The sequence below is a fragment of the Salmonella sp. SAL04213 genome (assembly GCF_046550535.1).
GTDB lineage: Bacteria > Pseudomonadota > Gammaproteobacteria > Enterobacterales > Enterobacteriaceae > Salmonella > Salmonella enterica.
In genome coordinates, this window is record NZ_JBGDXS010000002.1 from 199,284 (window position 1) to 221,871 (window position 22,588).

Here is a 22,588-nt window from a genome sequence, read left to right on the forward strand (position 1 = left end):
GTCTGATTTTTATCATTAATCCTATGGCATATATTTGCTTTATGACTACACTGTCTCCAGCTTCATCCTTTTTTTAGTTAGGGTATCTATGACAGTGGATAGTAATACGTCTTCCGGGCGTGGGAACGATCCGGAACAGATTGATTTGATTGAGTTATTGCTACAGTTATGGCGTGGGAAGATGACCATTATTGTAGCCGTTATTATCGCCATTTTGCTGGCCGTAGGCTACCTGATGATAGCCAAAGAAAAATGGACATCCACGGCGATTATTACCCAACCTGATGCCGCGCAGGTTGCCACCTATACCAACGCGCTCAACGTCTTGTATGGCGGGAATGCCCCCAAAATCTCTGAAGTGCAGGCGAATTTTATAAGCCGCTTTAGTTCTGCGTTTTCCGCATTATCGGAAGCGCTGGATAATCAGAAAGAGCGGGAAAAGCTCACCATTGAACAGTCGGTAAAGGGGCAGACGCTGCCGCTCTCGGTTTCTTATGTGAGTACTACCGCTGAAGGGGCGCAGCGTCGGCTGGCGGAATATATCCAACAGGTGGATGAAGAGGTCGCTAAGGAACTGGAAGTTGACCTGAAAGATAACATCACGCTGCAAACCAAAACGTTGCAGGAGTCCCTTGAGACGCAGGAAGTTGTGGCGCAGGAGCAAAAAGATCTGCGTATTAAGCAAATCGAAGAAGCGTTGCGCTATGCGGATGAGGCCAAAATCACGCAGCCGCAGATTCAGCAAACCCAGGATGTTACCCAGGACACGATGTTCCTGTTGGGGAGCGATGCGCTAAAATCGATGATACAGAACGAAGCGACGCGTCCACTGGTCTTTTCTCCGGCCTATTTCCAGACGAAGCAGACACTGCTGGACATTAAAAATCTGAAAGTGACTGCCGATACGGTGCACGTCTATCGTTATGTGATGAAGCCGACGCTGCCGGTCCGTCGCGATAGCCCGAAAAAAGCCATTACCCTTGTGCTGGCTGTATTGCTGGGTGGGATGATCGGTGCCGGGATTGTGCTGGGACGCAATGCGCTACGTAGCTATAAGCCAAAAGCCTTGTAAGCTTCTTTGCCGGATGGTGGTCGGCTACGACAGGTAAGATTTCTCATTAAAAAACCGGGCATTGCCCGGTTTTTTTTTACGCTTATTGATGACGCTTACGAAGATTGTCGATCACGGTGGTGAGGTTGAGATCCTGATCCTGCAACAGCACCAGCAGGTGGTACATCAAATCAGACGCTTCATTGGTTAATTCAAAACGATCATTGACGGTGGCCGCCAGCGCGGTTTCTACACCTTCTTCGCCAACTTTTTGCGCAATACGTTTGGTACCGCTGGCGTACAGTTTCGCCGTGTAAGAGCTGGTCGGATCGGCGGTTTTGCGCTCTGCCAGTAGCTGCTCCAGTTGATACAGGAATAACCACTGATGGCTGGCGTCGCCAAAGCAGCTACTGGTACCTTTGTGGCAGGTCGGCCCGACAGGGTTTGCCAGCACCAGCAGTGTATCGTTGTCGCAATCTGGCGCAATGCTGACGACATTCAGCACATGGCCTGAGGTTTCGCCTTTGGTCCATAAACGCTGTTTCGTGCGTGAGAAGAACGTGACATGGCCGGATTCAATGGTTTTATCCAGCGCTTGTGGGTTCATATAGCCCAGCATCAATACTTCGCCGGATACCGCATGTTGCACGATGGCTGGCATCAGGCCATCGGTTTTTTCCCAGTCCAGCTCGCGGCGTTGTTGCTCTGTTAACATATCCTGATCTCCACGCCCTGGCCTGCCAGGTACGCTTTTAATTCGCCAATATTGATGATTTGCTTGTGAAAAACGGAGGCGGCAAGCGCGCCGTCGACATCGGCATCACGGAATGCCTCAAGAAAGTGTTCCATAGTGCCCGCGCCGCCGGAGGCGATCAGCGGCACGCGGCAAACGTCACGGACTTTTTTCAACTGCGTCAGATCGTAACCGTTACGCACGCCGTCCTGGTTCATCATATTCAGGACGATTTCCCCCGCGCCGCGCTGTTGTACCTCTTGCACCCAATCCAGCGTCTCCCACTGCGTCACGCGGGTACGGTTTTCATCGCCGGTATACTGGTTAACATGATATTTCCCCGTGGCGTCGTCAAACCAGGTATCAATCCCGACGACAATGCACTGTACGCCAAAACGGTCAGCCAGACGGGTAATCAGCGTTGGGTCAGCCAGTGCAGGGGAATTGATAGAGATCTTATCCGCCCCGAAAGAGAGAATTTTGGCGGCGTCGTCAATTGACCGGATACCGCCCGCTACACAAAACGGAATGTCGATCACCTCGGCAACGCGCGCCACCCAGCTTTTATCGACTACGCGACCATCGCTGGAGGCGGTAATGTCATAGAACACCAGTTCGTCCGCGCCTTCGTCGGCATAGCGTTTGGCCAGCGGAACGATATCGCCAATGATCTCATGGTTGCGAAACTGTACGCCTTTCACCACCTGACCATCACGAACATCCAGACACGGAATTATACGTTTTGCCAGCATTGGATGGCCTCCTTAACGGTAAATTTCCCTTCTAACAGCGCGCGCCCGACAATCACGCCGCGCACGCCGGTGCCGCGCAGGGCGGCAATATCATCGATATCGCCAATACCGCCGGAGGATTGAAAGGCGATCTGCGGATATCTGGCGCATACTTCTTCATACAGTGACACGTTAGAGCCCGCCAGCGTGCCGTCGCGAGAAATATCGGTACACAGTACATGTTTCAGGCCGACGGGGAGATAGGTCTCCACCAGTTGTTCCAGCGAGACGCCGGAATTTTCCTGCCAGCCGCTAACCGCCACCTGCTTGTTGCCGTGTTCGTCTATGCGAACGTCCAGCGCCAGCACCAGCGCCTGCGCGCCAAAACGTTCAAACCAGCCTTTCACCACGTCAGGGGATTTCACCGCCGTTGAACCGATGACCACACGGGCAACGCCAGCTTTCAGTAATGCCGCAACGTCTTCTTCGGTACGCACGCCGCCGCCGACCTGAACAGGCACGTTCACGCCCGCGACCAGGGTTTTAATCAGCGGTATCTGTCGCTTAGCCGGATCTTTAGCGCCGGTCAGATCTACCAGATGTAGCACCCCGGCGCCCTGGGCGGCGTAATCCTGCAAACGGGGCAGGGGATCGTTACCGTAATCCCGCTGCCGGGCGTAGTCGCCCTGGTGGAGACGCACCACGGTGCCGTCAATTAAATCTAATGCCGGAATAATCATTACATCTCCAGGAAGTTTTTCAGCAACTGTGCGCCCGCCGCGCCCGAACGTTCCGGATGGAACTGTACGCCGAAGAAATTATCTTTCTGTACCGCCGCGGTAAACGGCTCGCCGTAATTGCACTGGGCGATAGTCCACGGGTTGACCGGCATCGCGTAGCTGTGAACAAAGTAAAAATAGGCGCCATCTTCAATGCCCTGAAACAGCCGGTTGCCCGCCTGCGGATACACGCGATTCCAGCCCATGTGCGGCAGCGGCAGACCAAAGTCGGTCATTTTCGGCACGTCTTGTTCGATAATGTTCAGCAGATCCACGCCGCGCGTCTCTTCGCTGCGACGACCCAGCAGTTGCATCCCTAAGCAGATACCCAGTACCGGCTGAGTACACGCTTTAATTAAGTCGATCAGTTCACGTTCGCGCAGTTGATCCATAGCGGCCTGCGCCGTGCCGACGCCGGGCAGAAAGAGTTTGTCAGCGCGTAATACGGTTTCCGCTTCGCGGCTGACCACCGGGGTGTAACCGTGGCGCGCCACGGCGGATTTCACCGAGCTTAAATTGGCGCAGCCGGTGTCAAGGATGACGACGTTCATCACAGCACTCCTTTCGAGGACGGTAATGTATCGCCCTCCACGCGAATAGCCTGGCGTAGAGTCCGACCAAAGGCTTTAAACAAACTTTCGACACGGTGGTGATCGTTTTTACCTTTAGTCTTGAGATGCAGAGTGACGCCCATCGTGTAAGAGAGTGAGCGGAAAAAGTGTTCAATCATCTCTGTGCTCAAATCGCCCACACGCTGGTAGGTAAATTCAGCTTTATATTCCAGATGCGGACGACCGGAAATATCCAGCGCGCAGCGCGCCAGACATTCATCCATCGGCAGTACAAAGCCAAAACGGCAGATACCGCGTTTGTCGCCGAGTGCCAGTTTTAATGCCTCACCGAGCGCCAGTCCGGTATCTTCTACCGTATGGTGATCGTCGATATAGAGATCGCCCTTAACGGTAATCTCCATACGAAAGCCGCCGTGGGTGGCGATTTGATCGAGCATATGGTCAAAGAAGCCGACGCCGGTATTAATCTTGCTGTTGCCTTCGCGATCCAGCCAGACGCTGACATCAATCTGTGTCTCTTTGGTGTTGCGGACCACATGCGCATAGCGATCGCGTTTCGTTAGCTGTTCGCCAATCATCGTCCAGTTCAGCGTTTCACGGTGATAGCGTAAACCAGTAATGCCCATATTATCAGCGAGCTGGATATCGGTCGCACGATCGCCAATCACATAGCTGTTGGCGCTATCCATCGCTTGTTCCGCAAGATAACGCTCCACCAGCTTCACTTTGGGCTTGCGGCAGTCGCAATCGTCTGCGGGCAGGTGAGGGCAGATCAGCACCTCATCAAAGCGTACGCCCTGAGAGGTGAAAATCTGCATCATCAGGTTGTGCGGTCCGTCGAAGTCCGCCTGCGGGAAACTTTGCGTGCCAAGTCCATCCTGGTTAGTGATCATCACCAGCTTAAAACCGGCTTTTTGCAGCTTCAGCAATACGGGAATCACCTCTGGCTCAAAGGCCAGTTTATCAAAGCGGTCTACCTGAAAATCGCTCGGTGGTTCGGAAATTAAGGTTCCGTCCCGGTCGATGAAAAGATACTTCTGACTCATACTGGCTCCGCACGTAAGGCGTCAATGACGCGCTGGTTTTCCTGGCGGGTGCCGACCGTAATCCGCAGGCAGCCGCTTAAAGAAGGTTGTTTATTCTGATCGCGTAAGATAATGCCCTGATCCCATAAGGATTTAAACACGCTGCTGGAGGCGGTAAACCGCGCCAGAATATAGTTGGTTTCAGAGTCAAAGACGTGTTCTACGCAGGCGGTCTGTTGCAGGGCATTCACCAGATACTGACGTTCCTGCACTGTCTGCGCCACGCGATCGCGCATTGCGTTTATTCCCTGCGGGCTCAGCGCCTGGGCGGCGATATCCGCCACTGGCGTAGAAAGCGGATAAGGGGCGATCACTTTTAATAGCAGGTTGATCACCTCTTCATTAGCCAGCGTAAAGCCGCAGCGCAGACCCGCCAGCGCAAAAGCTTTCGACAATGTGCGCAGGATAACCAGATGAGGATATTCAACCAGCCAGCCTGCCAGCGTGGCCTGCGGGCAAAACTCAATATAAGCTTCGTCGGCGACGACTATCGCTTTACCGCGTGTCAACTCCAGCAGCGTGCGCAGATCCTGCGGGTTGATAAGTTGCCCGGTGGGGTTATTGGGGCTACAAACGAATACCACTTTTGTGCCGTCAAGGTTGTCGGAAATCCCCTGTAGATCCAGCTGCCAGTTTTCAAGCGCGGGAACCGTCCGGCGCTCTACGCCAATGGTTTCGGCGCTGACGCTGTACATACCGTAAGTGGGCGGACAGTAGAGAATGGCGTCTTTCCCCGGTTCGCAGAAGGCGCGGATCACCAGCTCGATCCCTTCATCCGCGCCGCGGCTGACCAGCACCTGCTCCGGCTTTACGCCAGCATATTGCGCGTAGTTTTCAATCACGGCCTTTGGCTGGCATTCCGGGTAGCGGTTAAGCGTTTGTTGGGTGAGCTGAAACTCCACCGCTGTCGGGAATTCATTCGCGTTCAGCCAGACATCGCCGTTACCGCCCAGACGGCGGGCGGACTGATACGGTACCAGGTTGCGGACATTTTCACGGGCTAAGTCAGCGACGCTGAGAGTGTTTTCAGTGCTCATGCTTGCTCCTTGAGGGCGTTTACGCGCAGGGTCACGGCATTTTTATGGGCGGTCAGACGTTCTGCCGCCGCCAATGTTTCAATGGTTGATGCCAGAGCGGAAAAGCCCGCTTTCGACAGTTCCTGAACGGTCATCCGTTTCTGGAAATCCGCTAACCCAAGGCTGGAACAGGTAGCAGTATAGCCATAGGTCGGTAAAACATGGTTGGTTCCGGAAGCGTAATCACCGGCGGATTCCGGCGACCAGTCGCCGAGAAATACCGAGCCTGCGCTGGTAATCGCATCCACCAAATCGCGCGCATTGCGCGTCTGGATGATTAAGTGTTCCGGCCCATACTGATTAGAGATGGCGACGCACTGCGCTAAATCTTTGGTCACAATCAGACGGCTGGCGCTCAGGGCCTGACGGGCGGTGTCCGCGCGCGGCAGTTCTGCCAGTTGACGTTCTACCGCCTCCGCCACCTTGCGGGCAATGTCAGCATCAGGCGTCAGCAGAATCACCTGGGAATCCGGACCGTGCTCAGCCTGGGAGAGCAGGTCAGAAGCGACGAAATCCGGTGTTGCGCCGCTGTCGGCGATCACCAGCACTTCAGACGGCCCGGCAGGCATATCGATAGCCGCGCCGTCGAGGCGCTGGCTGACCTGACGCTTGGCTTCGGTTACAAAGGCGTTGCCGGGGCCAAAAATTTTATCCACTTTCGGTACGGACTCGCTGCCGAAGGCCAGAGCAGCAATCGCCTGCGCGCCGCCGACGTTAAAGATTTCCCGCACGCCACACAGTTGCGCCGCATAGAGGATTTCATCAGCGATGGGCGGCGGCGAGCACAGAACCACGTTCTGACATCCCGCAATGCGCGCCGGCGTCGCCAGCATCAGCACCGTTGAGAAGAGCGGAGCCGAGCCGCCGGGAATATACAGACCGACGGACGCGACGGGACGCGTAACCTGCTGGCAACGCACGCCTGGCTGGGTTTCCACATCTACAGGCGGTAGCGTCTGCGCGGAATGGAACGTTTCAATATTTTTGACGGCAGCGGCCATCGCCTGTTTTAATTCGTCGCTCAGACGCGCGCCGGCGGCGGCGATCTCTTCAGGGGTGACGCGTAGCGCTGTCACTTCTGTTTTATCAAATTTAGCGCTGTATTCACGCAGGGCATCGTCACCGCGCGTTTTTACATTATCCAGAATATCGCAGACCGTCCGGGTAATACTGTCAGAGGCGGAAATCGCCGGACGTGTCAGCAGCGCACGCTGCTGTTCAGGGCTACAGCTGTTCCAGTCAATCAAGGTATTGAAGCTCATGGTCTTTACTCCATCACAGGGTTCCGCCTTATCCGGCCTACTGAACCCAAAATATCAACGCATTACGTAGGCCTGATAAGCGCAGCGCCATCAGGCGTCAGATCACTCCATCATCTTCTCGATCGGCAGTACCAGAATCGAGCTGGCGCCAAGCGCTTTCAGTTTCTCCATGGTTTCCCAGAACAACGTTTCGCTGCTGACCATGTGCATCGCCACGCGCTGTTGCTCGCCCGCCAGCGGCAGAATTGTCGGCCTTTCAGCGCCTGGCAGCAGGGCGATAACCTCTTCCAGGCGTTCACTTGGCGCGTGCATCATGATGTATTTCGATTCGCGCGCCTGAATCACACCCTGAATACGGGTCAGCAATTTATCGATCAGCTGTTGCTTGCTCTGTGCCATCTCACCGTCGCGCTGAATCAGACAGGCTTTAGAGCGGTAGATAACTTCGACTTCACGCAGGCCGTTAGCTTCAAGCGTCGCGCCGGTAGAGACCAAATCGCAGATAGCGTCGGCCAGCCCCGCGCGCGGCGCGACTTCGACAGAACCATTTAACAGACACGATTTAAAAGAGACGCCTTTCTGATCGAGGTAGCGTTTGAGGAGGTGCGGATAAGAGGTGGCGATACGTTTACCGTCCAGCGCCGCCGGGCCGTCCCAGGCTTCGTCAACCGGCGTTGCCAGCGATAAACGGCAGCCGCCGAAGTCAAGACGGCGCAGGGTAAAATAGCGCGGATCTTCGCCCTGCGCGCGGCGGTTGAGTAGCTCTTCTTCCAGCACGTTCTCGCCGATAATGCCGAGATCGACCACGCCATCCATCACCAGACCCGGAATGTCATCATCACGCACGCGCAGGATATCAATCGGCATGTTTTCCGCCATCGCAATCAGGCGCTGAGTGTGTAAATTAATTTTTATGCCGCAGCGGGCCAGCAATTCTCGTGAATCATCGCTTAAACGGCCTGATTTCTGAATAGCTATGCGTAAGCGGGTGTTGTCTAACATTCTGCGTTCCTCTTTATCCTGTCTGAACCGGTCTGTATCGCGCGCCAAAAAAAAGCCCCCGGAAGATGATCTTCCGGGGGCTTTCTCATGCGTTCATGCACCACTGGAAGATCTGAATGTCTTCCAGCACACATCGCCTGAAAGACTAGTCAGGATGATGGTGATGATGGTGGTGTTTAAATTGAACGCGTGTCATAAAAATTCCGATGAATGCTTATTCATTTGATACCTTTAACCTAAACCACTTTTACGCCTTAAAGCAAGCGCTTTTTTCATTTCGCATTTATAGTATGAATTGTCAGTCACGGCGGGCTGGCGTAGCCTTATGTATAAGGCGTTAAAGTCAGGAGAAAATGGATGAAAAAGGTCGCAATTGTCGGTTTAGGTTGGTTAGGCATGCCGCTGGCAATGTCGCTGGCAGCGAGAGGCTGGCAGGTTACCGGCAGCAAAACCACCCTTGACGGGGTGGAAGCGGCCCGTATGAGTGGAATTGAAAGCTATCCGCTGCGTCTGGAGCCGGAGCTGGTCTGTGAGGCGGACGATCTTGACGCTCTGCTGGATGTCGATGCGCTGGTGATAACACTGCCCGCGCGCCGTAGCGGTCCGGGAGAGGATTTTTATCTGCAGGCGATGCAGGAGCTGGTCGACAGCGCGCTGGCTTATCGTATCCCGCGTATTATTTTTACCAGTTCGACGTCTGTTTACGGCGATGCGCAAGGCGTGGTGAAAGAGAATACGCCGCGTAATCCGGTCACGGCCAGCGGGCGTACCCTGAAGGAACTGGAAGATTGGCTGCATAATCTGCCGGGCACGTCAGTGGATATTCTGCGGCTGGCGGGGTTGGTCGGGCCTGGACGCCATCCCGGACGTTTCTTTGCTGGAAAAACCGCGCCGGATGGTCAACACGGGGTCAATCTGGTGCATCTTGAAGACGTGGTTGGCGCAATTACCCTCTTGCTACAGGCGCCAAAAGGGGGGCACATCTATAATATATGTGCGCCGGCGCATCCAGCCCGCAACGTGTTTTATCCGCAAATGACGCGCTTGCTGGGAATGGCGCCGCCGCATTTTCGTGACGCACCGGACAACGGCAAAGGGAAGATTATCGATGGTAGCCGGATTTGTAATGAGCTGGGATTTGAATATCAATATCCCGATCCGCTGGTGATGCCGATGGAGTGAGTCGCTGTCCAGCAGGTGGTCGCCATATAGCGCAAGGGGACGAGTATGAAACCACTGCTGGACGTTCTGATTATTCTTGATGCGTTAGAAAAAGAAGGCAGCTTCGCGGCGGCGTCGGCAAAATTATTTAAAACGCCGTCCGCCCTCAGTTATACCGTTCATAAGCTGGAAAACGATCTTAATATCCAACTGCTCGACCGTAGCGGGCATCGCGCGCGATTTACGCGAACCGGTAAAATGCTACTGGAAAAAGGCCGTGAAGTGCTGCACACCGTTCGCGAGCTGGAAAAGCAGGCGATTAAACTGCATGAAGGCTGGGAGAACGAACTGGTCATCGGTGTGGATGATACCTTTCCCTTTTCTCTTCTGGCCCCGCTTATCGACGCTTTTTATCAACGCCACAGCGTGACGCGCCTTAAATTTGTCAATGGCGTTCTCGGCGGTTCATGGGAGACGCTGACGCAGGGAAGGGCGGATATCATCGTTGGCGCCATGCGCGCGCCGCCGCCTGACACCGGCTTTGGCTTTGCAAGACTGGGCGATCTTGAACTGGTGTTTGCTGTCGCTCCGCATCATCCGCTGGTTCATGAAGAGGAACCGCTTAGCCGCCAGACGATCAAACGTTTTCGCGCGATTGTGGTTGGCGATAGCGTCCATTCCTCGCGATCAATAGGGTCTGAACTGCTCGACGCTCAGGAAGCGATTACCGTGTTTGATTTTAAAACCAAGCTGGAGCTGCAAATTAGCGGCCTGGGATGCGGCTATTTACCGCGTTATCTGGCGCAGCGATTTTTGGAAAGCGGCGCGCTTGTAGAGAAGAAAGTTGTGGCGCAAATCGTCTATGAACCGGTGTGGGTTGGCTGGAATGAACAGACCGCCGGGCTGGCCAGCGGCTGGTGGCGGGATGAAATTTTAGCAAATAATGCTATTGCTGGGGTGTATGCAAAATCGCCGGTTTAAAAATCAATCGCTTATGAAAAATAATTTTTTGAACGCGCTCGCATTCTCTTGTCATTTCACTTCAATTTAGGGCAGAATACGCCGCTTGCAAAAAATGACACTAACCGACGTTTTAATACGCGTCGGTTATTTTTTTGCTTCAAACACATCATTCAATACCAAGAGGCCGGGCTTCGTACCGGATAGATACTTACTTAAAAATCGACAGTTGTTGTCGCTGAGGAATCCAGAAAATGGGGCAATTTTTTGCTTACGCGACGGCATTCGCCGTAAAGGAGAATGACCATGTCGCATAACGTTACTCCAAACACCTCTCGCGTGGAATTACGTAAAACGCTTACGTTAGTTCCGGTTGTAATGATGGGTCTTGCCTATATGCAGCCGATGACGCTGTTCGATACATTTGGTATCGTTTCAGGCCTCACTGACGGTCACGTACCGACGGCGTATGCATTCGCGTTAATCGCGATTCTGTTTACGGCGTTGAGCTACGGGAAACTGGTGCGTCGCTACCCTTCCGCGGGTTCGGCGTATACCTATGCCCAGAAATCCATCAGCCCGACCGTTGGCTTTATGGTGGGTTGGTCTTCTCTGCTCGATTATCTGTTCGCGCCGATGATCAACATTCTGTTGGCGAAAATTTATTTTGAAGCGCTGGTGCCCTCCATTCCGTCATGGGTGTTTGTCGTGGCGCTGGTGGCCTTTATGACGGCCTTTAACCTGCGCAGCCTCAAATCGGTCGCTAACTTCAACACCGTGATTGTAGTGCTACAGGTGGTGCTGATTGCGGTCATTCTGGGCATGGTGGTTTATGGCGTATTTGAAGGCGAAGGCGCCGGTACGCTGGCGAGCACCCGTCCGTTCTGGTCCGGCGATGCGCACGTTATCCCGATGATTACGGGAGCGACGATCCTGTGCTTCTCCTTTACCGGCTTTGACGGCATCAGTAACCTGTCGGAAGAGACCAAAGATGCTGAGCGCGTGATCCCGCGTGCGATTTTCCTGACCGCGCTGATTGGCGGCCTGATCTTCATCTTTGCAACCTATTTCCTGCAATTGTACTTCCCGGATATCTCTCGCTTTAAAGATCCGGATGCGTCTCAGCCGGAAATCATGCTGTACGTGGCGGGTAAAACCTTCCAGGTGGGCGCGCTGATCTTCTCTACTATCACCGTACTGGCTTCCGGTATGGCTGCGCATGCAGGCGTAGCGCGCCTGATGTACGTAATGGGGCGCGACGGCGTATTCCCGAAAAACTTCTTCGGTTACGTTCATCCGAAATGGCGTACGCCAGCGATGAACATCATCCTGGTCGGGGCGATCGCGCTGCTGGCGATTAATTTTGACCTGGTGATGGCGACGGCGCTGATTAACTTTGGCGCGCTGGTCGCGTTTACCTTTGTTAACCTGTCGGTGATTTCGCAGTTCTGGATCCGTGAGAAGCGTAATAAAACGTTGAAAGATCACTTCCAGTATCTGTTCCTGCCGATGTGCGGCGCGCTCACGGTTGGTGCGTTGTGGGTTAACCTGGAAGAGAGCTCAATGGTACTGGGCCTGATCTGGGCGGGTATCGGGCTGATTTATCTGGCGTGCGTAACTAAAAGCTTCCGCAACCCGGTTCCACAGTACGAAGACGTCGCGTAATCGCACGTATTATCGGCAATAGTAAAACCGGAGGCACTGCCTCCGGTTTTTTGTTTGTCATCCAGCACGTTTACCGGATGGCGGCGTCACTCTTTATCCGCTCTGGATTAACACTGCCCGTCAGGCATTGGTCAATTACACAATCTCGGTTGCGTACTGCCACAGTGTTTTCAGCAGCCCCAGCTTCGTTTTATCTTCCGCATACTGCTGAGAAAGCATCTGCAATTCATTGGCATACTGTTGTAAAAACTCCGGCGTCAGCACCTGACGGCGATGCTCCAGCCAGCGCTGCTGTTCTGCGTCATCCAGCGTACCGGGAAAATTGCGTGCGCGGTAATTAAACAGCAGCTTCTCAATGCGCTTATCGACAAAGGTAATGTCCAGCGCGGGCAGGTTACGCGGCTCGGTTTCGAGTACGATTTTCATGGCTGCGCGATCGGCATCGCTGAAAAAACCATCATAGAGCTGGGCATCAACGTTATCCGAGGCGGCAAAAGGTTCGGCTTCGGCAAAAATCGCCACCACTTTGTCGCGGACTTGCGGGTTTTCACGCAACACTTTCAGGTTATCCAGGCAGTGCTGGCGGTTAATTCCCAGCCGGTCGGCATCCTCCGGGCGCAAGGTATTCGCCTGCGCCAGTACCGGACATTTATTGATATGCACCAGCTTTACCGGCACTGCGGCGTGATCGCCAAGATCGGCTTTGGCCGTATAAAGCCGCTCGCGAAGGGTGTCGCTGTCCAGCTCAAGAAGAGGAGAAATATCGCCTGCTAAATCGACCATGATCACCGCGTTACGGTTTTCAGGATGCCACGCCAGCGGCGCGACCCAGCTTGTATTACCGCGCCACGCGCCAAACATGCCGGAGACATGCACCAGCGGCTTCATTTGCGGAACGTCAATCAGCGCCGCCAGTTTATGTTTACTGCGGTGGCTATAAAGATAATCAAACAGCCGCGGCTGGCGTGTTTTCACCAGTTGCGCCATCGCAATAGTGGCGTAGACATCCGCCATCGCATCATGCGCGTTGCTGTGTTCGATCCCGTTCGCCTGGGTTAAATGTTCCAGACGAAAGCTGGGCAGGCCGTCGTCGTTTTCCGGCCAGTTAATTCCCTCCGGGCGCAGCGCATAACAGGCGCGCATGACATCCAATAGATCCCAACGTGAATTATCATGCTGCCAGCTCCAGGCATAGGGATCGTAAAAGTTGCGATAAAAAATATTGCGAGTGACTTCATCATCAAAGCGCACATTGTTGTAGCCTACAACGCAGGTTTTAGGAACGGTAAACAGCGCATGAATGCGTCTGGCGAAAGCGGCTTCGTTTTCTCCTTTCTCACGCGCTTCCTGCGGCGTGATGCCGGTAATCAGCACCGCGCCGGGCTGCGGTAGATAATCATCGGCGGGTTTGCAGTAAAACACCTCCGGCTCGCCAATAACGTTGAAGTCGTTATCCGTACGGAGCGCGGCGAATTGCGCAGGTCTGTCGAGGGCCGGATGCGTACCGAAGGTTTCGTAATCGTGGAAGAGGAATGTGCTCTGTATGCTGTCGTTTTTAACTGTCACTTGATGTACACGCCTGATGTTATCTGTATATGAAATATTTTATTCTTTTATTTTGTCGTTGATGGATTGTATTTGTACACCAATTGATATTGTTGCTAATGTTCGTACATGCGATGGTGAGTACATAAACATTAAAATCATTGAGTACAAAATACTAAAATGATCATCAGCGACACTAAGCTACGCTCCCTCTATGGTAAACCATATTTCGGTCCATCTGAAATTACTGATTCTGATTTAGTACTGTATGGAATTTAGGCCAGGGTCAATCTGGCCGGGATCTCAAAAATGCATGGACTAAAACGGGTCTATTTACAGAGGGACACAACGCTGTGTCCCTTAATTCCATGCGGGTTGAGGCTGGACTACGCCCAGGCCAGTGGTAGGATGGATGACAGAACACTCGGGAAATATTTTCTGGCATGACGTTGCATACTATCCGCCACAACGCTGGTACAGGTAAAGGCGCCATGGAGGCCGTGAAAACGGTCGGACCACTCGGTAAATTGTTCGCTGGATGGGAATATCGCCGGAGACAGCTCCCAGGCTTTCTGCATCAGCGCCTCCGCATAGCCTCTCAGGGCCGGCGGAGAGTCATGCTCAGTGCCGAAAATGGCGCTGGAGGAATAGCGTGCGAATGCGGTACTGAGACAGAACAGGGTTTCCGCCTGCTTCTGTGGGGTGGCGTCCGTCAGGTGATAAGCACTGAGGATGTGCTGGTAGTGTGCCGGGCTGAGTTTGCCTTCAGGAAGCAAGGGGTCAAAAATGGTGGCCAGACGCGACACTGAGGCATCATCAATCAACTTCACGGTGGAATGTTTCTGGTTCGTGGCGGCAATAAACTGCTGGTTCAGCTCCCCGTGCTCTTCAGTGCTGAGGATGATATCAATCAGCTCCCCAAAGCGTCGCTGCGTGGCCTGCTGATTAAATGCGGCGAGAAACACCGGAAAGTCATGACGGAATAACTCTACCGGAGAGATTTGCGCGGTGGAAACGTTCTCTCCGGCTCGCAGCAGGTAAAAGTTGTCCCATGCAGTGTCAGGAGTAGGGTTTAGCATTGTTAACAGCGTGTCAGTGGAGAGCATCATCGCCGTGTCTGAATCCTGGGAGGAAAGCAGCAGGAAATTATCTGCAGCGCGGGTTGTCCAGTCCGGGCTGCCGTCATAATTGCCGAAGAGCCCATTATGGATGTGGGGAGACACCGCCGGGTGAGCAAGATACTGTTCATAAAGCGCTGCAGCTTTCTGGCGGGTGCCATCAGTGCAGTCCACGCCTGTCATACAGTGTAAAATCACCTGATTAAAGAGTCCGCTGTGAGTAGTCATGGCGGCGCTGTTCCTGTCAAACGAATCCAGCAACACAGGCAGTATGCGCTGCTGATAATATGTGTCAGGAGCCGGCAGGGGAACGTCATTATAGGTCTGGCACTGGTGGGCAAAAAAACGTTCCTGAACAGGCCCGAGCCACTCGCTGATAAGCGCACTTTGCGTATAGGGGGGGTGGGCCAGTACGCTTACCAGCGAACTTTCAACTGGCCGGATACATGCCTCTGTTAAGCGGCCACCCCGCAATGACTTCACCAGGTCTTCCATTGCCCGGACTTTTTCCTGACTGTATTTATCGGGCAGGCTGTCAATGGTCATCAGAATACTTTTACCATTATTGTGCTCATGATTTAAAAATCCATCCACAGCGTTCTCACTCCAAAGGAGTGGCATTTGCAGCCAGATATCACCTAGACGAATAAAATTTCCGCCCCCTGACACTGACGGAGGTGATGAATTATCCGGTTCATTTAAAATAACGCCAGAGAGGTTGGCTTTGTGACGTATAAACGTATTTTTTAATGTTGTATTAATAAAAGAGGGCTGTTGTCGTGTAGTAATTGAATACTGTAAAGTCAGTTCATTCATGTCTGAATTACTAAATTTTGTATTACTGCAGACTACATCACTCAGTGTCGAATAAGTGAATCGGCATTCGTCAAAATGTAAATGAGATATATCAGAATAAGTAAATTTTGAATTTGAAAAGTTGAACCCCTTAATAATATCGCCGTCTCGCTTCATGAAGCTGGTGGGCAATATTTTGCTGAATGTAATATTACGGAAATCTGCGTTTGAAAAATCGCGATCTGCGGCCGTAAGGGTTTCTCCGGCTTTCTGTCGTAAAAGTGCATCCGTGAGTTTCTTAGCCCATTCGGCAGGTGATGACGGGGAAGACGTAGCCTGAAGTGAGAGGGAGGGTGATACTGGTGGTGTTCTACCTTCAGAAACAGTGGGCCTGTTATTGGCTGATACAGAGACTCCACCGGGGAGTGGGGCCGCACCTGTCACTCTGTAATTATAATCACATGTTTGATTTGCAATATGCTTACGCATGAATGCTGCATTCATTTTTGAGACATCTTCTGCTGAAATATTTTTCTTACCTGCATTATTTGTATCTTTAATATTTTTAACAGTAATCAATGTTTTGTTTAAGGTGTTTTTATCTTTCGGCTGAAAGAAGTCTTTTATTTTTTGTGGTAACGCGAACTCAATCGATGAGCTCTTTCCTGTTTTAAGTTTTTCATTTAAAGAAGCATGCGTGTTTTTAACACTGGTTATTTTTGAGGCGAACCCGTTTTTCGTATGTTCACGAATAGAGGTAATTAATTTTTTAACCTGGTTAGGAATAGTAGAAAAATTAATTGTGCCTGATGATATCTTCATTAGAATTCCTTATCAACATCATTATGGAAAAACGGTCTGGATTTTTAACGCCTTAAAAGTAAGCTTCATATGTCGGTATGGCGATGGAGATCACAATTCACCATGTTATCTGGCAGGTTTCTTTCAGAAAGTGTCCATCCTGTCATCATGTCACCGTATTGTGGGACGCTGACGTATCTGCGGAAAAATCCAGGCATAAAAAGCGGGTCGGGTAACGAATCCGTGTGCACGCAAAAGTAAACCCGCTTCGATGCTCAACCAGCGTTTTTCACCGGCATTCGGGATATCGTCGGCGGACGTTCCGGCGCGTATGAGAAAGAACTGCGTAAAGCGCGTGAAATCGCTTTTCAGGAAATAATCGTTTTCTTTTAAATATTATTACGTGTTATTGGAATTGTATCATTTTTATAATTAACAGCGGGTTGTTTGGTAATTCTGCTGATTATTCAATGACAGTCCATGTGCGTGTTCAGGAAATGTAAAATATTTATAAAATAAAAGGTTTTATCGTGTTGGCGTGTTCATTTTAACAACTATTTCAAATTGTGATTGAAGCCGACATTTCATAATACAAATTAAATATAATCTTCAGCTATATCTAATAACAGGAGGTTATATGAGCATTAGTCGTCGTTCTTTTTTGCAGGGGGTAGGCATCGGCTGCTCTGCCTGCGCGCTGGGCGCTTTTCCGCCCGGGGCGCTGGCGCGCAACCCGATTGCCGGCATTAACGGTAAAACCACGCTAACGCCAAGCTTGTGCGAAATGTGTTCCTTTCGTTGCCCTATTCAGGCGCAGGTAGTCAATAACAAGACCGTTTTTATCCAGGGCAATCCTTCTGCGCCGCAGCAGGGGACGCGCATATGCGCCAGGGGCGGGAGCGGCGTCAGCCTGGTCAATGACCCGCAACGGATTGTAAAACCTATGAAACGCACCGGGCCACGCGGCGACGGTGAATGGCAGGTGATTAGCTGGCAACAGGCTTACCAGGAAATCGCGGCGAAAATGAATGCCATCAAAGCGCAGCATGGCCCCGAGAGCGTGGCTTTCTCTTCCAAATCGGGCTCGCTCTCCAGCCATCTTTTCCATCTGGCTACGGCCTTTGGTTCGCCTAATACCTTTACTCACGCCTCAACATGCCCTGCCGGGAAAGCCATTGCGGCAAAAGTGATGATGGGCGGCGATCTGGCGATGGATATCGCTAACACGCGCTATCTGGTTTCGTTTGGCCACAATTTGTATGAAGGGATTGAAGTTGCCGATACCCATGAGTTAATGACCGCGCAGGAGAAGGGGGCCAAAATGGTGAGCTTCGATCCGCGTTTGTCGATATTTTCCAGCAAGGCGGATGAGTGGCACGCTATTCGTCCCGGGGGGGATTTAGCGGTTCTGCTGGCGATGTGCCACGTCATGATTGATGAACAACTCTACGATGCGTCTTTTGTTGAGCGTTATACCAGCGGATTTGAACAGTTAGCACAGGCGGTAAAAGAGACGACGCCGGAATGGGCCGCCGCGCAGGCCGATGTCCCAGCCGACGTTATTGTCCGGGTGACACGCGAACTGGCCGCCTGCGCGCCTCACGCTATTGTCAGTCCTGGTCATCGCGCGACGTTCTCGCAGGAAGAGATCGATATGCGGCGTATGATTTTTACGCTTAATGTGCTGCTCGGTAATATTGAGCGCGAAGGCGGGCTATATCAGAAAAAAAATGCGTCGGTTTACAATAAACTGGCCGGAGAAAAGGTCGCGCCAACGCTGGCGAAACTCAACATTAAAAATATGCCGAAACCGACGGCGCAACGCATCGATTTGGTCGCACCGCAGTTTAAATATATCGCCGCTGGCGGCGGCGTGGTGCAAAGCATTATTGACGCGGTGTTAACCCAGAAGCCTTACCCGATAAAGGCGTGGATTATGTCGCGGCATAATCCCTTCCAGACCGTCACCTGTCGTTCGGACCTGGTAAAAACCGTTGAGCAACTGGATCTGGTGGTCAGTTGCGATGTCTATTTGAGCGAGAGCGCGGCGTATGCCGACTATCTGCTGCCGGAATGCACTTATCTCGAACGGGACGAAGAGGTATCGGATATGTCGGGACTGCACCCGGCTTACGCTCTGCGCCAACAGGTCGTAGAGCCGATTGGCGAGGCGCGTCCAAGTTGGCAAATCTGGAAAGAGCTGGGCGAGCAGTTGGGATTAGGGCAGTACTATCCGTGGCAGGATATGCAGACGCGCCAACTCTATCAGTTGAACGGCGACCATGCCTTAGCGAAGGAACTGCGACAGAAAGGGTATCTCGAATGGGGCGTTCCGCTGCTATTACGCGAACCAGAATCCGTTCGTCAGTTTACGGCGCGTTACCCCGGCGCTATCGCGACGGATAGCGACAACACCTATGGCGAACAGCTTCGCTTCAAATCGCCCTCCGGCAAAATCGAACTTTATTCCTCAACTCTGGAGGAATTGCTCCCAGGCTACGGCGTTCCGCGCGTTCGTGACTTTGCGCTTAAAAAAGAGAATGAGCTTTACTTCATTCAGGGCAAGGTGGCCGTGCATACCAATGGCGCGACGCAGTACGTACCTTTACTCAGCGAGCTAATGTGGGATAACGCGGTCTGGGTCCATCCGCAAACGGCGCAAGAAAAAGGCATTAAGACCGGCGATGAGATCTGGCTGGAAAATGCTACGGGTAAAGAGAAAGGTAAGGCGCTGGTGACGCCCGGAATCCGCCCGGACACGCTTTTTGTCTATATGGGATTTGGCGCTAAAGCTGGGGCCAAAACGGCGGCGACGACACACGGTATCCACTGTGGCAATTTACTGCCGCACGTGACGAGTCCGGTATCCGGTACGGTAGTGCATACCGCAGGCGTGACGCTGAGCCGGGCATGAGGGAGGAGGGAACCATGAATCATTTAACGAATCAGTACGTCATGCTGCATGATGAAAAACGTTGTATCGGCTGCCAGGCGTGTACCGTTGCCTGCAAAGTGCTTAATGACGTACCGGAGGGATTTAGCCGCGTACAGGTACAAATTCGCGCCCCTGAACAGGCATCCAACGCACTAACCCATTTTCAATTTGTCCGCGTCTCCTGTCAGCACTGTGAAAATGCGCCATGTGTCAGCGTTTGTCCTACCGGAGCGTCATATCGTGATGAAAACGGGATCGTGCAGGTGGATAAATCGCGCTGTATTGGCTGCGATTATTGTGTTGCCGCGTGTCCTTTCCATGTGCGCTATTTGAATCCGCAAACCGGTGTCGCCGACAAGTGTAACTTCTGTGCCGACACGCGGTTGGCGGCTGGCCAGTCTCCGGCGTGCGTATCCGTTTGCCCAACGGACGCGCTGAAATTCGGCAGACTGGATGAGAGCGAGATCCAGCGCTGGGTCGGTCAGAAAGAGGTCTATCGCCAGCAGGAGGCGCGTAGCGGCGCGGTCAGTCTGTACCGTCGTAAAGAAGTCCATCAGGAGGGTAAAGCATGAATACTATCTGGGGAGCGGAACTACATTATGCGCCAGATTATTGGCCGCTGTGGTTAATTTACGCAGGCGTCGTGGTGCTGCTCATGCTTGTTGGGCTGGTTATCCATGCGTTATTGCGCCGGATGCTGGCGCCAAAAACGGCGGGCGGCGAAGAGCATCGTGACTATCTCTACTCGCTGGCGATTCGCCGTTGGCATTGGGGAAATGCGTTACTGTTTGTTTTATTACTGTTAAGCGGTTTATTTGGTCATTTTTCTCTCGGCCCTGTAGCGCTAATGGTACAAGTGCATACCTGGTGTGGTTTTGCCTTACTGGCTTTCTGGGTCGGGTTTGTGCTGATCAACCTCACCACAGGTAACGGGCGTCACTATCGGGTAAATTTTTCCGGACTGGTAACGCGCTGCATACGCCAGACGCGTTTTTACCTTTTTGGCATTATGAAAGGGGAAGCGCATCCGTTCGCGGCAACAGAGCAGAATAAGTTCAATCCACTGCAACAACTGGCATATCTGGCGATTATGTACGCGCTGGTACCGCTGTTAATCATCACCGGTTTGCTGTGTCTCTATCCGCAGGTTGCGGGTCTGGGCCCTGTGATGCTGGTGTTGCATATGGCGCTTGCTATCATCGGCTTACTGTTTATTTGCGCGCATCTCTATCTGTGTACTCTTGGCGACACGCCGGGACAAATTTTCCGTAGCATGGTTGACGGCTATCATCGTCATCGTACCGCGCCGCGCGGGGATAAGTCCGCCGTCTGAGCGTATCCATAAAATAATGTCAGCAAGAAAATGTGCCTTGTGTCACATTTTCTTGCAATTTATCCATGTTTGTTTAACTGAACTTCCGTAAAAAGAACGGCAAATTGAGACCATCCTGAGGACATGCTGTTGAAACGCCGTTTGTTTATTGCCGCTTCTTTATTCGCGATGCACCTTTCTCCTGCGCTTGCGGCCGATGCCGTAAGTTTTGCTCCCCAACCGCCAGCCATTGATGCAGGCGCCTGGGTGTTGATGGATTACACTACGGGACAGGTTCTTACCGCCGGTAATGAACACCAGCAACGTAATCCCGCCAGCCTTACCAAGCTCATGACGGGCTACGTCGTCGATCGCGCCATCGATAGTCATCGTATCAGCCCTGACGATATCGTCACCGTTGGGCGCGACGCCTGGGCGAAGGATAATCCGGTGTTTGTCGGCTCCTCGTTGATGTTTTTAAAAGAAGGGGATCGCGTGTCGGTGCGTGATTTAAGTCGTGGCTTAATCGTGGATTCCGGTAACGATGCCTGTGTGGCGCTGGCGGATTATATCGCGGGCGGGCAGCCGCAGTTTGTGGCGATGATGAACAGCTATGTGAAAAAACTCAATTTACAGGATACCCATTTTGAAACCGTCCACGGTCTGGATGCGCCGGGACAACATAGCTCCGCGTATGATCTGGCCGTACTCTCCCGGGCGATTATTCACGGCGAACCTGAATTTTATCACATGTACAGCGAGAAAAGCCTGACCTGGAACGGCATCACGCAGCAGAACCGCAACGGCTTGTTATGGGATAAGACCATGCATATCGATGGGCTTAAAACCGGACACACATCGGGGGCGGGATTTAATCTTATCGCATCGGCGGTGGACGGGCAGCGCCGACTTATTGCCGTCGTGATGGGGGCGAAAAGTTCGAAAGGTCGTGAGGAACAGGCGCGAAAACTGTTGCAGTGGGGCCAGCAAAACTTTGCGACGGTGCAGATTTTGCACAGCGGTAAAAAAGTGGGCAGCGAGCGAATCTGGTATGGAGACAAAGAAAAGATTGCGCTGGGTGCGGAACAGGATTTCTGGATGGCGCTGCCCAAAGCGGAAATTCCGCATATCAAAGCAAAATATGTGCTGGATAGAAAAGAGCTGGAGGCGCCAATCGCCGCTCATCAACAGGTAGGTGAAATAGAGCTCTACGATCGGGATAAACTGATCGCTCAGTGGCCGCTGGTCACTCTGGAATCGGTGGGTAAAGGCGGTATGTTCTCTCGTCTGAGCGACTATTTTCAGCATAAAGCGTAAGCCGTTGTCACACACCGTTCACCGTCATCTGAGGTGTCAAAAGGGCGGGATTGCGAGGTTGCTCACAAAATGATCACGCTGTCCTTGTGACCGTAAAAGGCTGTAATTATACTGTACATTCATACAGTGTAGTAAAGTGACGGAGGCAGCATGGATTACGAAATCAGGCAGGAACAAAAACGCAAGATAGCCGGTTTCCACATGGTCGGTCCATGGGAACACACCGTGAAGCAGGGTTTTGAACAACTGATGACGTGGGTGGATCGACAGCGGATCGTGCCAGTTGAATGGATTGCCGTCTATTACGACAATCCAGATGTCGTACCTGCGGAAAAACTCCGCTGCGATACCGTGGTGTCCGTGGCAGAGAATTTCATCCTGCCGGACAATAGCGAAGGCGTAATCGTGACCGCCATTGAAGGCGGCGAATATGCCACTGCTGTCGCGCGTGTGGAAGACCGTGACTTTGCGAAGCCGTGGGAACGGTTTTTTGACGTCCTGGAGCAGGATAGCGCTTATCAGATAGCCTCTGCGCCCTGTTTTGAAACCTATCTGAATAACGGCATGGAAGATGGATACTGGGATATTGAAATGTATATTCCGGTACAGCGGAAGTGATCGACTGGTTTCCTGGCTGAAAAGAGCGGACGGATAATGTGTTCCGTCCGCCAGTGCGCTATTTTTGCTA

Annotated in this window: 21 protein-coding genes, 2 pseudogenes and 1 other annotated feature; of the genes and pseudogenes, 12 read left to right on the top strand and 11 right to left on the bottom strand. The window is 52.5% G+C overall.

Annotated features, from left to right (window positions below; translation table 11 throughout):
• The first annotated feature begins 88 nt into the window (after nucleotides 1–88).
• Nucleotides 89–1,072: an LPS O-antigen chain length determinant protein WzzB gene (gene wzzB, locus ACLJPQ_RS05675; RefSeq protein ID WP_000215254.1), complete on the top strand. Its 984-nt coding sequence runs from the start codon at nucleotides 89–91 to the stop codon at nucleotides 1,070–1,072.
• A gap of 82 nt (nucleotides 1,073–1,154) precedes the next feature.
• Here wzzB and hisIE read toward each other — a convergent pair whose 3' ends face one another.
• From hisIE to hisL, 9 genes are all read right to left on the bottom strand, one after another.
• Complete coding sequence (hisIE, locus tag ACLJPQ_RS05680; RefSeq protein WP_000954848.1) at nucleotides 1,155–1,766, bottom strand: bifunctional phosphoribosyl-AMP cyclohydrolase/phosphoribosyl-ATP diphosphatase HisIE; 612 nt, start codon at nucleotides 1,764–1,766, stop codon at nucleotides 1,155–1,157.
• A complete protein-coding gene (gene hisF, locus ACLJPQ_RS05685; protein WP_000880125.1) occupies nucleotides 1,760–2,536 on the bottom strand; it encodes an imidazole glycerol phosphate synthase subunit HisF in 777 nt (258 codons plus the stop codon). Before hisF ends, hisIE begins: the two co-directional genes overlap by 7 nt.
• Nucleotides 2,518–3,255, bottom strand: coding sequence for a 1-(5-phosphoribosyl)-5-[(5-phosphoribosylamino)methylideneamino]imidazole-4-carboxamide isomerase (gene hisA / locus ACLJPQ_RS05690; RefSeq protein WP_000586406.1), 738 nt, complete (start codon nucleotides 3,253–3,255; stop codon nucleotides 2,518–2,520). The genes hisF and hisA overlap by 19 nt, the downstream gene beginning before the upstream one ends.
• Complete coding sequence (gene hisH / locus ACLJPQ_RS05695; RefSeq protein WP_001103593.1) at nucleotides 3,255–3,845, bottom strand: imidazole glycerol phosphate synthase subunit HisH; 591 nt, start codon at nucleotides 3,843–3,845, stop codon at nucleotides 3,255–3,257. The genes hisA and hisH overlap by 1 nt, the downstream gene beginning before the upstream one ends.
• The gene (gene hisB, locus ACLJPQ_RS05700) at nucleotides 3,845–4,912 is read right to left on the bottom strand and encodes a bifunctional histidinol-phosphatase/imidazoleglycerol-phosphate dehydratase HisB (RefSeq protein WP_000080050.1); all 1,068 of its coding nucleotides are present in this window, start codon (nucleotides 4,910–4,912) and stop codon (nucleotides 3,845–3,847) included. Before hisB ends, hisH begins: the two co-directional genes overlap by 1 nt.
• Nucleotides 4,909–5,988, bottom strand: a complete 1,080-nt coding sequence (gene hisC, locus ACLJPQ_RS05705) for a histidinol-phosphate transaminase (protein ID WP_023195126.1) — start codon at nucleotides 5,986–5,988, stop codon at nucleotides 4,909–4,911. Before hisC ends, hisB begins: the two co-directional genes overlap by 4 nt.
• On the bottom strand, nucleotides 5,985–7,289 hold the full coding sequence (gene hisD, locus ACLJPQ_RS05710; protein ID WP_076935384.1) for a histidinol dehydrogenase: 1,305 nt from the start codon (nucleotides 7,287–7,289) through the stop codon (nucleotides 5,985–5,987). The genes hisC and hisD overlap by 4 nt, the downstream gene beginning before the upstream one ends.
• Before the next feature lie 102 nt (nucleotides 7,290–7,391).
• Nucleotides 7,392–8,291 (bottom strand): ATP phosphoribosyltransferase, encoded by a 900-nt coding sequence (hisG, locus tag ACLJPQ_RS05715; RefSeq protein WP_000886600.1) that lies wholly within the window; start codon nucleotides 8,289–8,291, stop codon nucleotides 7,392–7,394.
• Between the two features lie 46 nt (nucleotides 8,292–8,337).
• Nucleotides 8,338–8,461 (bottom strand) — a sequence feature (His leader region).
• The gene (gene hisL / locus ACLJPQ_RS05720; protein ID WP_001364200.1) at nucleotides 8,437–8,487 is read right to left on the bottom strand and encodes a his operon leader peptide; all 51 of its coding nucleotides are present in this window, start codon (nucleotides 8,485–8,487) and stop codon (nucleotides 8,437–8,439) included. (Overlaps the previous feature by 25 nt.)
• Nucleotides 8,488–8,648: 161 nt before the next feature.
• Between hisL and ACLJPQ_RS05725 the strand changes: the two genes are divergently transcribed.
• The 4 genes from ACLJPQ_RS05725 (at nucleotide 8,649) to plaP (ending at nucleotide 12,077) form a co-directional block, all read left to right on the top strand.
• Complete coding sequence (locus tag ACLJPQ_RS05725; protein WP_000754712.1) at nucleotides 8,649–9,473, top strand: SDR family oxidoreductase; 825 nt, start codon at nucleotides 8,649–8,651, stop codon at nucleotides 9,471–9,473.
• A 45-nt stretch (nucleotides 9,474–9,518) separates the two neighbouring features.
• Nucleotides 9,519–10,433, top strand: coding sequence for a LysR family transcriptional regulator (locus ACLJPQ_RS05730; protein ID WP_080184644.1), 915 nt, complete (start codon nucleotides 9,519–9,521; stop codon nucleotides 10,431–10,433).
• 233 nt (nucleotides 10,434–10,666) lie between these two features.
• The gene (gene yoeI, locus ACLJPQ_RS05735; RefSeq protein ID WP_096335044.1) at nucleotides 10,667–10,729 is read left to right on the top strand and encodes a membrane protein YoeI; all 63 of its coding nucleotides are present in this window, start codon (nucleotides 10,667–10,669) and stop codon (nucleotides 10,727–10,729) included.
• Nucleotides 10,719–12,077, top strand: a complete 1,359-nt coding sequence (gene plaP / locus ACLJPQ_RS05740) for a putrescine/proton symporter PlaP (protein ID WP_138010046.1) — start codon at nucleotides 10,719–10,721, stop codon at nucleotides 12,075–12,077. The genes yoeI and plaP overlap by 11 nt, the downstream gene beginning before the upstream one ends.
• Nucleotides 12,078–12,212: 135 nt before the next feature.
• Here the strand turns inward: plaP and sbcB are convergent, their stop codons facing one another.
• A complete protein-coding gene (sbcB, locus tag ACLJPQ_RS05745; protein WP_080184642.1) occupies nucleotides 12,213–13,643 on the bottom strand; it encodes an exodeoxyribonuclease I in 1,431 nt (476 codons plus the stop codon).
• Between the two features lie 159 nt (nucleotides 13,644–13,802).
• Between sbcB and ACLJPQ_RS05750 the strand changes: the two are divergent.
• A pseudogene (locus ACLJPQ_RS05750) lies at nucleotides 13,803–13,880 on the top strand (hypothetical protein); the annotation flags it as partial.
• Nucleotides 13,881–14,008: 128 nt separating this feature from the next.
• Here ACLJPQ_RS05750 and sopA read toward each other — a convergent pair.
• Entirely contained in the window at nucleotides 14,009–16,357 is a 2,349-nt protein-coding gene (sopA, locus tag ACLJPQ_RS05755; protein ID WP_023199943.1) for an SPI-1 type III secretion system effector HECT-type E3 ubiquitin transferase SopA, read from the bottom strand.
• Nucleotides 16,358–16,621: 264 nt separating this feature from the next.
• On the opposite strand from sopA, the pseudogene ACLJPQ_RS05760 reads away from it, so the two are divergent.
• From ACLJPQ_RS05760 to sbmC, 6 genes and pseudogenes are all read left to right on the top strand, one after another.
• Nucleotides 16,622–16,714: pseudogene (locus ACLJPQ_RS05760) on the top strand (heavy metal-binding domain-containing protein); the annotation flags it as partial.
• A 259-nt stretch (nucleotides 16,715–16,973) separates the two neighbouring features.
• Nucleotides 16,974–19,250, top strand: a complete 2,277-nt coding sequence (gene phsA / locus ACLJPQ_RS05765) for a thiosulfate reductase PhsA (RefSeq protein ID WP_000028223.1) — start codon at nucleotides 16,974–16,976, stop codon at nucleotides 19,248–19,250.
• 14 nt (nucleotides 19,251–19,264) lie between these two features.
• Nucleotides 19,265–19,843, top strand: a complete 579-nt coding sequence (gene phsB / locus ACLJPQ_RS05770) for a thiosulfate reductase electron transport protein PhsB (RefSeq protein WP_001016236.1) — start codon at nucleotides 19,265–19,267, stop codon at nucleotides 19,841–19,843.
• A complete protein-coding gene (gene phsC / locus ACLJPQ_RS05775) occupies nucleotides 19,840–20,604 on the top strand; it encodes a thiosulfate reductase cytochrome B subunit (protein ID WP_001092553.1) in 765 nt (254 codons plus the stop codon). Before phsB ends, phsC begins: the two co-directional genes overlap by 4 nt.
• A 123-nt stretch (nucleotides 20,605–20,727) precedes the next feature.
• A complete protein-coding gene (dacD, locus tag ACLJPQ_RS05780) occupies nucleotides 20,728–21,900 on the top strand; it encodes a serine-type D-Ala-D-Ala carboxypeptidase DacD (RefSeq protein ID WP_023216046.1) in 1,173 nt (390 codons plus the stop codon).
• Between the two features lie 150 nt (nucleotides 21,901–22,050).
• A complete protein-coding gene (gene sbmC / locus ACLJPQ_RS05785) occupies nucleotides 22,051–22,518 on the top strand; it encodes a DNA gyrase inhibitor SbmC (protein WP_000384326.1) in 468 nt (155 codons plus the stop codon).
• Nucleotides 22,519–22,588: the final 70 nt, after the last annotated feature.

Coding starts and splice junctions, on each gene's coding strand:
- hisH (WP_001103593.1), bottom strand. CDS start 3,845: ATGAACGTCGTCATCCTTGACACCGGCTGCGCCAATTTAAGCTCGGTG.
- phsB (WP_001016236.1), top strand. CDS start 19,265: ATGAATCATTTAACGAATCAGTACGTCATGCTGCATGATGAAAAACGT.
- wzzB (WP_000215254.1), top strand. CDS start 89: ATGACAGTGGATAGTAATACGTCTTCCGGGCGTGGGAACGATCCGGAA.
- plaP (WP_138010046.1), top strand. CDS start 10,719: ATGTCGCATAACGTTACTCCAAACACCTCTCGCGTGGAATTACGTAAA.
- hisC (WP_023195126.1), bottom strand. CDS start 5,988: ATGAGCACTGAAAACACTCTCAGCGTCGCTGACTTAGCCCGTGAAAAT.
- hisIE (WP_000954848.1), bottom strand. CDS start 1,766: ATGTTAACAGAGCAACAACGCCGCGAGCTGGACTGGGAAAAAACCGAT.
- ACLJPQ_RS05725 (WP_000754712.1), top strand. CDS start 8,649: ATGAAAAAGGTCGCAATTGTCGGTTTAGGTTGGTTAGGCATGCCGCTG.
- hisB (WP_000080050.1), bottom strand. CDS start 4,912: ATGAGTCAGAAGTATCTTTTCATCGACCGGGACGGAACCTTAATTTCC.
- ACLJPQ_RS05730 (WP_080184644.1), top strand. CDS start 9,519: ATGAAACCACTGCTGGACGTTCTGATTATTCTTGATGCGTTAGAAAAA.
- phsA (WP_000028223.1), top strand. CDS start 16,974: ATGAGCATTAGTCGTCGTTCTTTTTTGCAGGGGGTAGGCATCGGCTGC.
- dacD (WP_023216046.1), top strand. CDS start 20,728: ATGCTGTTGAAACGCCGTTTGTTTATTGCCGCTTCTTTATTCGCGATG.
- sopA (WP_023199943.1), bottom strand. CDS start 16,357: ATGAAGATATCATCAGGCACAATTAATTTTTCTACTATTCCTAACCAG.
- hisG (WP_000886600.1), bottom strand. CDS start 8,291: ATGTTAGACAACACCCGCTTACGCATAGCTATTCAGAAATCAGGCCGT.
- phsC (WP_001092553.1), top strand. CDS start 19,840: ATGAATACTATCTGGGGAGCGGAACTACATTATGCGCCAGATTATTGG.
- sbmC (WP_000384326.1), top strand. CDS start 22,051: ATGGATTACGAAATCAGGCAGGAACAAAAACGCAAGATAGCCGGTTTC.
- hisA (WP_000586406.1), bottom strand. CDS start 3,255: ATGATTATTCCGGCATTAGATTTAATTGACGGCACCGTGGTGCGTCTC.
- hisD (WP_076935384.1), bottom strand. CDS start 7,289: ATGAGCTTCAATACCTTGATTGACTGGAACAGCTGTAGCCCTGAACAG.
- hisF (WP_000880125.1), bottom strand. CDS start 2,536: ATGCTGGCAAAACGTATAATTCCGTGTCTGGATGTTCGTGATGGTCAG.